Here is a 13,256-nt window from a genome sequence, read left to right as displayed (position 1 = left end):
TGCCGCCGGGCCGCCAGGGCCTTCGGGCCCGGCGGCCCGGCGGACGGCTTTTCCGGGGCGGGGGACGAATCACCTCCAACCCCACGGAAGCCCATACGCGGACTGTAACGGCGTTATATGGGCTGCGTCACGTACGCCCCGCCCGGCCTCCCGACGGTCCGTACGACCACCGCAGCACGATCGCAACACCACCGCAGCGCCACCGCAGCGCCGCAGCGCCACCGCGGTTGCCCGCCAAGGCAGTTCCGCCCGACCAGCGGCACACACCTCGGATCCCACCGCCGGCCGGCACCACAGCACGCCGGCACCACCGCACGTCGCACCGCCGCAAGTCAGCACGTCAGCCCGTCCCGCACGTCAGCACCTCTTCGGCACCACCGGCCGGGCCCGCCCGGCCGGGCAACGCGTAAGGAACCTGTCAGCAGTGGTACACGCACGACCCTCGCACCGCCCCTCGCACCGCCCTTCCCGCCGCTCCCCGGGCGGGTTCCGCAAACCGCTCCTCCTGCTCGCCACCGCGGGCCTCGTCCTGGTCTCCGGCTGCGGATCGGATTCCCAGGGCAGGCCCCTCGCGGCGGGCACCCCCAGGCAAGGCGGCGCCCTGACCGTCCTGCTCCCCGGCGAGGCCCGCGGCCTCGACCCCTTCTCCGCGAGCTACATCAACGTGACCGACGGCAACCGGATGGCGGCGCTGTACGACATGCTCGTATGGACGAACCCCTCGACGGGTTCGGTCGAACCACAGGTGGCCGACCGCCTCACGGCCAAGGACGCCACGTCCAAGACCTGGCAGCTCGTCCTGCGTCCGGGGATCAAGTTCACCGACGGGGAGCCGTACGACGCCGCCGCGGTCAAGGCGAACTGGGACCTGCACGCCGACCCCGCCGTCCAGTCCGTGCAGCGTGCCGCCGCGGCCGGGCTGGTGACCCGGGTCGTGGACCCGCTGACCCTCGAGGTCACCCTCCCCCAGCCGAACGCCAACTTCGACCGCATGGTGGCCCGGCACCTCTCGTTCATCGCCTCGCCCAAGGCCATCGCCGGCGGCAAGCTCGCGGAGAACCCGGTCGGCGCGGGCCCGTTCATGCTCCGCGCGGGCAACTGGGTCAAGAACCAGACGCTGACGCTGGACCGCAACCCCGGCTACTGGAAGTCCGGGGCGCCGTACCTCGACCGCGTCGTGTTCAAGGTCGACCCGGACCCGATGCACGAAGTCGCCGCCATCAAGGACGGCGCGGCCGACGTGACCATCACCGTCGACCCGCTCGCCGCGGCCGCCGCGGAGCGCGACGGGCTGGGCACCAGCCAAATGCTGCTGTCCGGGGGCCAGATGCTCTCGTTCAACACCGCGAAGGGGCCTTTCGCGCAGTCCGAGGCCCGCCGTGCGGTGGCCTACGCCCTGAGCGGCGAGACGATCAACAACGAGGTCTTCCAGGGCACCGGGACCGTCGCCCGCGGCATCTTCGGGGCCAACACCCCCTTGGCGAGCATCCAGTTGGCGGCGCCGGGCAACGACCCCGCCACGGCGGCACAGCTGTTCGACCAGGTCACCGCGGGCGGCACCCGGCAGTTGGCGGCGACGCTCATCATCCCCGACACACCTGCCACCGTGCGGATCGCCGAGTACGTGCGCACGACGCTCAACAAGTACCCCGGGGTGAGCATCGGCGTCGAGGCGCTCGATCTGCCGACGTTCATCCACCGCGCAAACGTGGAGCAGCGCTTCGACGTCAAGGTGGACCAGGTCTGGCTCGACGACCCCGAGCCCGGGCTGTTCGGCCTGCTGTCCGGCGGAAACGCCGGCAACTGCTGCTTCTACAACGACCCCGAGGTGAACGACGCGCTGACAGACGCCCGCCAGACCAGCGACGTCGAGGCGCGGCGCAACGCGTACACGCGGGTGCAGGTCGCCCTGAACCGCGACATGCCGATGTGGGTGTACCAGGAGGCCGTCGCCGTGGGCGTGTTCTCGTCGAAGGTCACCGGGGTCCAGATGTTCAACGACGGTGTCTTCATGTTCGACCGTATCGGCATGAAGCGGTGACTCCCGGGCCGAAGGCCCGACCCCGGATGGACCCGATCGGCCCAAGGCAGTAGAAAGGGGCAGCCCGATGGACCTGGGGGAGGCCGGACGCGCCGCGTGCCGCGCGGCCCGCCCGGCCTTCCCCTGCCCTCTGGCCACGGCACCGCACCACCGGTGCCGTCCGCACCACCCGGGTCCTCCCACCGGAGTACCCGGCAGCACGGAGCACGAACCAAGCACTGCCGAACCACGCACAACCCGGCACCGCTTCGGCCGGCCATCCCCCGACGGCAGACCGAGCGAGACCGGCCCCGCGCACCACCGCCGCCCTACACAACGGACGGCCCGTCAGGTGAAGGTTGGCCCGTAGTGACTCGTACTTCCCACGCACTTCGAATACCCCCGTCGCCCCGGCGGAATGCCTCATTCCGCAGGGGCCGGATCGTCGCAGCCGCAATGGCCCTGGGCATCCTCGTGGCCGGCTGCGGCAGTTCCGACGAGGCACCGCCCTCTCCCGCGGGCACGCCGCAAAAAGGCGGCTCGCTCACCATGACCCTGCCGGGCGATGCCGCCAGCTTCGACCCGACCCAGACCTCGTTCGTCAACGTCGCCGACGGCAGCCGCATGGCCGCCGTCTACGACTCCCTCGTGTGGACCGACCCGTCGACCGGCTCGGTGCGCCCGAAGATCGCCGAGAGTCTCGCGTTCGAGCGCGACGCCTCGATCTGGACGCTCCGCATTCGTCCCGGAGTGAAGTTCAGCGACGGCCTGCCCTACGACGCCGCCGCGGTGAAGGCCAACTGGGTACGGCACCAGGACATGGCGCTGAAGTCGTTCCAGATCATGGCCGTGACGAACATCAAGCAGTTGGACGTCGAGGATCCGCTCACCCTGAAGATCACTCTTCGGACACCGAACGCGAACTTCGACCGCATCGTGGCGCGCAATCTGTCCTACAACGCGTCTCCGGCCTCGCTCAAGCCGGACACTGTGGGATCACTCCGCGACAAGCCGGTGGGCGCCGGCCCGTTCATCCTCGAGCAGTGGCTCCCGGGCGACAAGCAGGTCTACAAGCGCAACGACACGTATTGGCAGAAGGACAAGGGGCTGCCGTACCTTGACCAGCTCGTCATCCGCGTCGACATGGACGTCAAACGCGGCGTCGACAGCCTCGGCAAGCAGTCCGACCTCATGGTCACCGTCGACCCGGAGAACATCGTCCTGGGTCGCGACCGCGGGCTGGGTGTCGAGGAACTCCGCCTCAACGGCGGCGCGATGGTGCTCTTCAACAATCTGAAGGGACCGTTCGCCGACCCGAGGGCGCGCAAGGCCATGGCGCTCGCGCTGAGCGGCAAGGAGATCAACGAGACGTTCTACAGCAATGCGGGGGTGCCGGCGAAGGGCATCTTCAGCTCCACGTCTCCGCTGGCCAGCATCCAACTGGCGGCGAGCGAGAACAATCCGGCGGAAGCCCAGAGGCTGTTCGACGAGGTGACGGCGAACGGCACCAAGCCGCTCACCTTCACCTACATCGCACCGTCCGCTCCCACCACAGTGGAAGTGGCCCGGTTCATCCAGCAGAAGCTGAGCGCCTACCGAGGCGTGACGATGAAGGTCCAGCAGGTGGACATCCCCACCTACATCAGGACCGTGCGGCAAGGCCAGGACTCCTGGAGCGCCGCGGTGGGGCAGCAGTGGATCGAGGACCCGGAACCCGGGATCTTCGACATGCTGCACTCCCAGAGCCCCGGGAACTCGTCCGGCTACAACAACCCTGAGGTCGACCGCGCCCTTGAGGAGGCGCGTCGTTCGACCGACCCAGAGGCACGTCGGGCCGCCTACACCAAGGTCCAGGTCCACGTGAACAAGGACATGCCCTTCTGGGTGTACCAGGAAGCGATCACCGCCGCCCTGTACACCTCCAAGGTCACCGGGCTGAGCCTGTACAACGACGGCCTCATCCAGTGGGACCAGATCGGCATCAGGAAGTAGCGGACCGCCGCACGCCGCACCACCGCACCGCGAGCACTGCCTGCACGACGAGCACGACTTGACCCCGCGCGGCCTTCACCGGCCGCGCGGGGCCACAGAGCGCCATCCGCAGCAAGGCCACGACACAGGTGGAGGTCAGGCATCCGTGAATCAGCACGTCCGTAGACGGTGGAGCCGCAGGCAGTTTCTGCGGAGGACACGAATCGGCTGTGCCGCAGCCGCACTCGTCATGCTCGCCGCATGTGCGCAGTCGTCGTCCGGATCCACCCCGGATCCCCATGCGACGCCCCGTTCGGGCGGAACCCTCGACATGTTGCTGCCGGGGGACGCACGTGGGTTGGACCCGTACAGCGCGAGCGCGAGCAACGTCGCGGACGGCAGCCGCCTCGCGGCCTTGTACGACGTCCTGGTCTGGAGCGACCCGTCCACCGGCACGGTGCGGCCGCAGATGGCCGAGTCCCTGGTCTCCGACGCCGGGGACACCTCGAAATGGACCCTCACCCTGCGCCCCGGGATCACCTTCACCGACGGTGAGGAGCTGAACGCCGAGGCCGTCAGGGTGGCGTGGTCCACCCACCTGCGCCCCGAGCTGCGCTCCCTCGGCATGACGGCCGTGCGGAACGTCAAGCTCACCGTCGTGGACAAGTTGCAGCTGCGGATCGAACTTCCCTCCCCCAACGGCAACTTCGACCGCATGGTCTCGCGCCTGCTCAACTTCATCCCGTCGCCCAAGACGCTGGTGTCGCTGGAGACCATCGCCGCGTCGACGCGCGCACCGGTCGGAGCCGGCCCGTTCAAGCTCCGCGAGTGGGCCCCCAAGTCGCACATGACGTTCGACCGCAACCCGAACTACTGGCAGAACGGCCGGCCGTACCTCGACAGCGTGACCTTCCGCGTCAACCCGGACACGCCCGGAGCGGCGCGGATCATCGACGAGGGCAAGGCCGACGTCACGGTGAGCACCGACGCGCTGCTCATCGGGGACGCGCGCAAGCGCGGGCTCGCGGTGGGTGACATCCCCCTCAACGGCGGCCAGATGATCGCCTTCAACATGAGCCGTACGCCGCCCGGCGTGAAGACCCCCCGCGCGTTCGCGAACGCGGAGCTGCGCCGGGCGGTCGTGCTGTCGCTCAGCGCCGCCGAGATCGACAAGCTCTTCTACGAGGGCATCGGTGCCCCGGCCAAGGGCATCTTCGACTCCACGTCGCGCCTCGCCAGCATCCAGCTCGCCTCACCGGAGAACCAACCCGCCGAGGCCACCCGGCTGTTCATGCAGGTGACGCAGAACGGCACCAAGCCGCTGGAGCTGACGTACGCCGTTCCGGACAGCCCGAAGGCGCGGACCATCGCGGAGTTCTTCCGGACCCGCGTGGACGAACTCTCCAAGGGCTCGGTGAAGTTGAAGCTCGTCGTCGAGGACATCGCCTCCTTCATCAAGCGCACTTCGCTGGACGGCGACTTCGACGCGGCGGTGTTCCAGCTCTGGGCCGACGACCCGGAGCCCGCGCTGTACCAGTTCCTGCACTCGCAGGCCGGCTTCTCGAACGTCACCGGCTACAACAACCCGACCGTCGACGAGGCACTGCGGCTGGCCCGGCTGAACACCGACACCGACCGGCGCAGCGAGGCGTACACGCGGGTGCAGGTGGAGCTCAACAAGGACCTGCCGTTCTTCGTCTACCAGGAGGCCGTCGCCGCGTACGTGTGCGACCCCAAGATCACCGGGCTGCAGCTCTTCAACGACGGGCTGCTGCTCTTCGACCGGATCGGCGTACGGAAGTGACCGTGGCGTAGACCCGGTTCGCGCGCCCCGAGAGCGCGCCCGTTGTACCAGCGGCCCCGTACCCACGCGCACACCGCGTGGGCGGGGCCGACCTCCGATGGTCTCCGGCATCGTCGGCGTCAGGACGGCGGGATGCCCATGGACCGGGTCGGGGTGAGCGGCTGAAACCGGGCGCCCGGAACGGCGGCGCTGTCATCGTTCGTTGACACGACCGCCACCCGGTCCGGGCGCTACTCCGCGTGCCGTTGATCAATGGCACATCCGAATCTGACGATGTAACAGATTCGCGTCGACAAGGTGTCTTCCCCGCGGCATCCGCCTACGGTGGCCGGACACCACCACGCACCGGCGCGGGATCACGGTCCCGTGCCGGTGCGTGCACCACCGCACGAAGCACCACACGAAGCACCACACGAAGCACCGCACGAAGCAACGCACGAAGCAACGCACGTAACCGGCACAGAACGCTCTGCACACCTCGCACGACCTTGCACAGGCTCCACTCTCCCGGCCCGCCCCGGCGTCCGGGAACCGCACGGCAGCACGATCAGGCCGGCCCGGTCCGGCCGCCACGTACTCGCCAGGAGGAGGCAAGACGGTGTCAGCACGACGTACGGTACGACCCGGGCTCGGCCGGTTCGCGACGCTCGGCCGCGGGGGCCCTGCGCGCCGCGGCGCGGCGATCGCCGGCATGATCGCCCTGGGCCTCGTGGCCAGCGCCTGCGGGGGCGACGACGACGAGAAGTCCCCCGGCCCGAGCAATGCGCCCGCCACCGCGGCCGCCAAGAGCGGCGGCAGGATCACGATGCTGGCGGTGCAGGACTCCGCCGCCCTCGACGTCTTCCGCACGTCGAACGTCGCGGTCGCCGACGAGCCGCGGCTCGCCGCCCTCTACGACCCGCTGGTCTACATCAACCCCAAGGACCAGAAGGTCAACGCGCACCTGGCGGAGTCTCTGTCCAGCGCGGACAACGGCGCGACCTGGACGCTGAAGCTGCGCCCGGGCGTGACGTTCAGCGACGGGACGCCGTTCGACGCGGACGCGATCAAGGTGAACTACGACAAGCAGGCGGACATGGCCACGCGCTCCGTGCACATCGGCGCGGCGTCCACGTTCAAGGCCGAGGTCGTCGACCCGCTCACCGTCAAGCTGACCCCCGTCGGCGCGCCCAACCCGAACCTGGACCGCCTCATCGCGGTCGAACTGCCGTACATCGAGGCACCGTCGGCGATCAGCAAGGGCCCGGAGGCCTACGGCGCACAGCCGATCGGCGCCGGCCCGTTCGTCCTCAAGAGCTGGTCGCGCGGCAACGAGCAGGTCTTCGAGCGCAACCCGAACTACTGGCAGAAGGACAAGGGCCTGCCCAAGCTCGACGGGTTCACCGTCAAGAACGTCCCGGACATCCAGCAGCAGTACACGAGCGTCAAGTCCGGCCAGGCGGACCTGTTCGTCAGCTCCGACCAGAAGCTGCTCGGTGACGCGGCCAAGGAGCTGAACGCCTCGGAGCTGAAGACCGACGGCGGCCAGATGGTCCAGTTCAACCTGCGCAAGGGCCCGTTCACCGACCCGCGCGCCCGGCGGGCCGTCACGCTCGCGCTGGACCCGGCGGACATCCCGAAGACGCTCAACAACGGCTACGTCCCGGCGAAGGGCTTCTTCAACCAGTCCGGGCCGTACGCCGACCCGGCGGTCACGCAGGCCGCGCAGAACAAGGCCGAGGCGCAGAGGCTGTTCAACGAGCTCGCCGCGGAGGGCAAGAAGCTGAACTTCCGCTACCTGGTCCCGCAGAACCCGTCGTCGGTGCGCGTCGCCGAGTGGATGCAGGGCCAGCTGCGGACGTTCCAGAACGTCGACATGAGCATCGACTCCGTCGAGATCGGCGCGTACATCCAGAAGTACGCGATCTCCCGCGACTTCGACGCGATGCTCTTCCAGCAGTGGGTGGTCGACCCCGAGCCGACCGCGTTCAGCGCCTGGTACTCGAAGAGCCCGTTCAACGTCATCGGCTGGAACAGCCCGGCCGCCGACGAGGCGCTCGCCAAGGGCCGGGGCAGCACCGACCCGGCGGTGCGGAAGCAGGCGTACTCGGACCTGCAGAAGGCGATCGTCGCCGAGCTGCCGTTCTGGGTGTACGCGGAGTCGTCCAACGGCGCGATCTTCAACGACAAGGTCACCGGGATCGAGCACTACAACTCCGGGGTCTTCTTCATGGACCGGATCGGCCTGAAATAGCCGTTCCGAAGGTGCCCGGCACCGCCACGGCACCGCGCCAGGACGGTTCCTGACGACCCGTCGACAGCGATAACCTCAGGGTGATCACCCGGCGCCCCTCCGAGACGGAGGGGCGCCGTCACATGTCCAGGGGACGACAAAGAAACTTGACTGTGTAACAGATCGGCTTCGGAGACGTGCACTTTGGCCCAACTACTCCTACGGTGGCCCCCAGCGCGACAAGATCCGTGATCTTACGCACACACCGGTGGGGGTGGCCTTGTCGCCAACTCCCCGAAGCACGGCCAAGGCTCCAAATAGCACGACAGCACCATCCGACCGGCCCTTGTCCGGTCGTCATGTTCTCGGCGGAGGTGGCAAGACGGTGTCAGCACGACGCACGGCAGCACGACGCACCACGAACAGCTCGGTGGTACCCGCAATACCCGGCGGCTCGGGTCTCAGCCGCATACGCAAGCACGGCACAGTCGTGGCGGGCCTCGCGGCCCTCGCCCTGACCGTCTCCGCCTGTGGCAGCGACGACAAGGACAGCAAGTCCGGCGGCGCCTCCAGCAGCCCCGGCGGCGAGGCCAAGGCCGGCGGCAAGATGACCATGCTGGCGGTCCAGGACTCCAAGACCCTGGACGTGTTCCGCACCGCGTATGTCGCGGTCGCCGACGAGCCCCGGCTCGCGGCCCTGTACGACCCGCTGTTCTACATCGACACCAAGACCGGCAAGGTCGAGCCGCACATGGGCGAGTCCCTCGCGAGCGCCGACGGCGGCGCGACGTGGACGCTGAAGCTCCGCGCGGGTGTCAAGTTCAGCGACGGCACCCCGCTCAACGCCGAGGCCGTGAAGCTCAACTACGAGACGCACGCCAAGCAGGAGACGCAGTCGCAGCACCGCGCCGCCGCCGCGATGATCAAGACCGAGGTGGTCGACGAGACCACCGTCAAGATCACCAACCTCATGGGGCCGAACCCCAACTTCGACCGCACGGTGGCCACCGAGCTGACGTACATCGAGGCTCCCTCGGCCATCAACAAGGGCATCGACGCCGCGGGCGCCGAGCCGGTCGGCGCCGGACCGTTCATGCTCAAGAACTGGGTCCGCGGCTCCGAGCAGCAGTTCGTGAAGAACCCGAACTACTGGCAGAAGGACAAGGGCCTGCCCAAGCTCGACGAGCTGACGATCAAGAACGTCCCGGACATCAAGCAGCAGTACGCCACCATCAAGTCCGGCGGCGCCGACATCTTCCACAGCTCGGACGGCGCCCGCCTGGCCGACGCCGAGAAGGAGCTGCAGGTCCAGAAGATGGCCGACCTGGGCGGCCAGATGATCCAGTTCAACATGACGAAGGCGCCGTTCGACGACCCGCGCGCCCGCCGGGCCCTGGCGCTGGCGTTCGACCCGGCCGACATCCCGAAGACGCTCCAGAACGGGTACGTCCCGGCCAAGAGCTACTTCAACCCGTCGTCGCCGTTCTTCGACCCGACGCAGGTCCAGGAAGCGCAGAACAAGGACGAGGCGCAGCGTCTGATCAACGAGCTCGCGGCCGAGGGCAAGAAGCTCGAGTTCAAGTTCCTCATCCCGAAGAACCCCTCGTCGCAGGCCGTCGCGGAGTACATGCAGAGCCGCCTCGCGCAGATGCAGAACGTCAAGATGGAGATCGACTCCGTCGAGATCGGCGCGTACATCCAGAAGTACGCGATCGCCCGTGACTACACGGCGATGCTCTTCCAGCAGTGGATCGTGGACCCGGAGCCGCAGCTGTTCAACAGCTTCCACTCGGCCAGCCCGCTGAACTTCATCGGCTGGAAGAACCCGGAGGCGGACGCGGCGCTGCAGAAGGGCCGCGCGAGCACCAACCCGGACGAGCGCAAGGCCGCGTACAACGAGCTCCAGAAGCAGATCCTCAAGGACCTGCCGGTCTGGGTGTACGCCGACTCGCTGATCGGCCCGATCTACTCGAAGAAGGTCACCGGCGTCCAGCAGTACAACACCGGCGTCGTCTTCATGGACCGCATCGGCTTCAAGAGCTGACGCACCGCACGGCCCCGGCGGCGCCCCTCCGCGACTCGCGGACCCGCTCGTCCGCCCGGCGGGCGAACCACCGGGCCCGGGCATCGGTGTACACCGGAACCGATGAGCGTTCCTCCCGAGCCACCGTGCGAGGCTAACACCCGTCCGCGGCACCGGAGTACGCAACAGGGCACGGCACGGCGGCGCCGGCGCCCCTGGGGGAGGTCGGCATCCCTGGCGGCGCCGGTCGTGTTGTAGGACGAACTGCACCTGGGTCCCGGGCCACAAGCGCTCGAACGCCTCGGATGGGATTCCGGCGGCCCGGGGGTTCGTCCTGCCGGCCGTCCAGGTTGCCTTCTTAGAGCACACCAAACTGCCGCTCATAGCGGCCCATCGCCGCCAGGTTGGCGTGGTCACGCAGCCGCAAAACCTCATCCAGGGACGCAGCCTTCACCGGTTGCGCGTCCGCCCCTCGGACGTCAACCTGACGCGTCGCCCACCCCTCGTCATCGGCGGCGCGCGCCGCGTGCCCTGGCGTTACGGGCGTTAGTGCTCCAGCCTGTCAAGGGTTCGATCAGGACACCGGACCCGACCAGGACTCGATCAGGAGCCGACGATGACAGCCGGACCACGTCAGCGGCGGGACACCGCGTGCGTCGCCGCCGCCTTGGCACTGGCGGCGCTGCCGTTCGCGGGCACATCCGCGCGGGCGGCTCCCGCCGAGGTCCGGCCGTACCACGCGACCGGAACGCCGGTGAAAGGCTCCGTCAACGGCTGCGCCGACGCGCCGTTGGTGGAGCCCGGGCGGTACGTGGACAGCCTCGTCGGCGACCGCGACCTCTTCTACAAGGTGCGCAAACGCGCCGACCAGCAGCTCCAGGTGAGCGTCACGGCGATCGCCGGACGCGAGTACACCCGCAACGCCAACTTCACCGTGCTGGCGGGCGATCCGGGCAGTGGGGAGCCGCTCGGGTGGCTGCGCGCGTCCGGGCACTCGGTGGGGTGGTCGACGGTGATCACCGGTGGGGCGCGCTCCGCACCCGGCGCGGGGGCCGGCCTGCGGTTGCCGGACGACGTGGGCTGCGTCATGGTCGACAACCGGGTGAACGAGCCCTGGGAAGACCCGGTGCCGGTCGAACTGCGGATCGGCATCGCCGACGAGACAACGCGGCGCAACGGCGAACAGGTACCCGCGCCCGTCACCGGCGCCGCCGTCCAAGGCGGACTCTCGTTCGACGACGCGACCCCGATCGGGGCCGGGACGTACCGCCAGTCGCTCGTGGTCGGCGAATCGCCGTTCTGGCGAGTGGACCTGAAAGCGGGTCAGCAGCTCACCGTCACGGCCGGCGTGGAGATCCCGGTCGGGTTCCCCCAGAACACCGAAACCGGCTGGACGGTGCACATCTACAACGCCACCCGAACCGAAGCCGCCTGCGACGAGGACGATCCCACCGTGACGCTCCTCCTCGCCGACCGCACGGGCCGCTTCGAGCGGATGTGCGGGCCGTGGACCGTCACCAGACCCCAGGACTCGGCCGATCCGGTCGACACCGACGGCTACGCCACACCCGGGACCTACTACGTGCAACTCGACATCGCCGAGCCGAACGACGCCATGAAGGGCATCGCCGTGCCGATCGACCTCACAGTCGGCATATCCGGCACCCCGCTACCCGGCGACGACCCCGTCTTCGTCTTCGGCCCCGTGGTCCCGCCCACAGTCCCGCCCGCCCCCGCCCCGAGCACGCCCCCGGACCCCAACCCCGGCACCCCGACCACCCCGGGCGCCCCCGCCGGCGACACACAGCAACCACGCCCGCCCGCCCCCACTGGGCACCCGGACGGCGCATCCGACACAGCCTCGCCCCGACGCGGGGAGTCAATCCTCGAACAACTGGCGCTGCCTGTCGGCATCACCCTCGCAGTCGCCCTGATCGGCGCCACCGCCTACTACGGACTCCGCAGACGCCCCACAAACTGATGCCAGCCTCCGGCCCAGGAACTCCACCGCCACCCGGGCTGGTTCTGCGTGAGATCGTCGGCCCAACCCGACTCCAGCGGCGGTGACGCGGTGATCCGCGCATTCAGCGCCACCGTCGGTCCGATGTTCTCGACCACCGGCAGCAGGGCGAATCTCCGTACGACTCGCGAACGGCATGGTGAAGGCGTCGGCTCCCATCCGCAACACCAGCCATCCGCACAGTGGTTCCAGCAAGGCCGACTGATCACGTGCTACCGGGTTGCGTTCGTTCAGGTCATGAAGAGCTTCGCCGTTTGACGGGGTCCCGCGGCTCCTGTACGCCTGTGAAGCGTGCGGCGAGCAGCCGGCCAGCTCGGTGCAGCCAGTGTGCGGCGTCGGCGGTGGCCGCGGCGGGAGAGCCGGCGAGGTCGGTCAGGGACAGGGCGGCGGCGACGCCCACCGGGAGGGGCGCGGCGACTGAGCCGGCGACGAGGGCGACCGGAGTCCGGTGTCGCTGCCGCGCCGCGAAGCCGAGGACGGTTCCCGCGACCTTGCCCTGGAGTGAGGTGGCGTCGAAGCGGCCCTCGCCCGTCACGACCAGATCTGCGTCTGCCAACGCGACGTCCAGGGAGATGAGTTCGGCGATCCGTGCGGCGCCGGAGGTGATGGTCGCACTCCATGCGGCGGCGAATCCGTAGGCGGTGCCGCCGGCGGCTCCTGTGCCTGGTGCGGTGGGGTCTCCGCCGAGGGCCGCGGCCAGGCGGGCCAGGCCGGCTTCGAGAACGGCGAGGTCGTCGGAGTCGGCGCCCTTCTGCGGGCCGAAGACCCGCGCGGCGCCCTGCGGACCGAGCAGAGGGTTGCCGACGTCCGTGAGGATCTGGACACCGCCGGGCGGGGGTGGGGTGAGGCCGGTTGCGTCGAAGGCGGCCAGTGCCGGCAGTGCGCCGCCGCCGTACGGGAGTTCGCGGCCGACCGTGTCGAGGAAGCGGGCGCCCAGGGCGGCGAGTGCGGCCGTGCCGCCGTCCGTGGAGGCCGAGCCGCCGACGGCGACCGCGAGTTCGGAGACCCCGGTGCGGAGGGCGTCCGCGATCACCACACCGAGTCCGGCGGTGTGGGCGCCGAGCGGGTCCGGGGCGGCGAGCATGGGGAGCCCGCAGACCAGGGCGAGTTCGACCACGCCGGTGCCGTTCGGCAAGCGTAGCCATGCTCCGGGCAGGGTTCTGCGGCGCGGTGGTGCGGGTGGAGAAGACCCCGGAGGGGTTCACC

The 13,256-nt window shown here is 69.4% G+C and carries 7 protein-coding genes; 6 read left to right on the top strand and 1 reads right to left on the bottom strand.

Annotated features, from left to right (window positions below):
- Window positions 1-424: 424 nt before the first annotated feature.
- The 6 genes from AB0C36_RS02440 to AB0C36_RS02415 all read left to right on the top strand — a co-directional run bounded on the left by AB0C36_RS02440 (window position 425) and on the right by AB0C36_RS02415 (window position 12,011).
- A complete protein-coding gene (locus AB0C36_RS02440; RefSeq protein ID WP_358348015.1) occupies window positions 425-2,041 on the top strand; it encodes an ABC transporter substrate-binding protein in 1,617 nt (538 codons plus the stop codon).
- A gap of 435 nt (window positions 2,042-2,476) precedes the next feature.
- Window positions 2,477-4,012: an ABC transporter substrate-binding protein gene (locus AB0C36_RS02435; RefSeq protein WP_358348012.1), complete on the top strand. Its 1,536-nt coding sequence runs from the start codon at window positions 2,477-2,479 to the stop codon at window positions 4,010-4,012.
- Window positions 4,013-4,322: 310 nt separating this feature from the next.
- Window positions 4,323-5,795: an ABC transporter substrate-binding protein gene (locus AB0C36_RS02430; RefSeq protein ID WP_358348010.1), complete on the top strand. Its 1,473-nt coding sequence runs from the start codon at window positions 4,323-4,325 to the stop codon at window positions 5,793-5,795.
- 598 nt (window positions 5,796-6,393) lie between these two features.
- Entirely contained in the window at window positions 6,394-8,028 is a 1,635-nt protein-coding gene (locus AB0C36_RS02425) for an ABC transporter substrate-binding protein (RefSeq protein ID WP_358348008.1), read from the top strand.
- 364 nt (window positions 8,029-8,392) lie between these two features.
- The gene (locus AB0C36_RS02420) at window positions 8,393-10,051 is read left to right on the top strand and encodes an ABC transporter substrate-binding protein (protein ID WP_358348005.1); all 1,659 of its coding nucleotides are present in this window, start codon (window positions 8,393-8,395) and stop codon (window positions 10,049-10,051) included.
- A 595-nt stretch (window positions 10,052-10,646) separates the two neighbouring features.
- A complete protein-coding gene (locus AB0C36_RS02415; protein ID WP_358348002.1) occupies window positions 10,647-12,011 on the top strand; it encodes a hypothetical protein in 1,365 nt (454 codons plus the stop codon).
- 274 nt (window positions 12,012-12,285) lie between these two features.
- On the opposite strand, the gene AB0C36_RS02410 is transcribed toward AB0C36_RS02415, so the two are convergent.
- Window positions 12,286-13,206, bottom strand: a complete 921-nt coding sequence (locus tag AB0C36_RS02410; RefSeq protein ID WP_435838971.1) for a glycerate kinase — start codon at window positions 13,204-13,206, stop codon at window positions 12,286-12,288.
- Window positions 13,207-13,256 lie beyond the last annotated feature (50 nt).

This window comes from Streptodolium elevatio (assembly GCF_040649515.1).
GTDB classification, from domain to species: Bacteria; Actinomycetota; Actinomycetes; order Streptomycetales; family Streptomycetaceae; genus Yinghuangia; species Yinghuangia elevatio.
The sequence above is the reverse complement of the archived record's forward strand: the minus strand, read 5'-3'. Positions and strand labels throughout refer to the sequence as shown.

Bases quoted from the DNA above. Each gene is read 5' to 3' on its own strand.
- AB0C36_RS02435 (WP_358348012.1), top strand. From the start codon at position 2,477: ATGGCCCTGGGCATCCTCGTGGCCGGCTGCGGCAGTTCCGACGAGGCA.
- AB0C36_RS02430 (WP_358348010.1), top strand. From the start codon at position 4,323: ATGTTGCTGCCGGGGGACGCACGTGGGTTGGACCCGTACAGCGCGAGC.
- AB0C36_RS02415 (WP_358348002.1), top strand. From the start codon at position 10,647: ATGACAGCCGGACCACGTCAGCGGCGGGACACCGCGTGCGTCGCCGCC.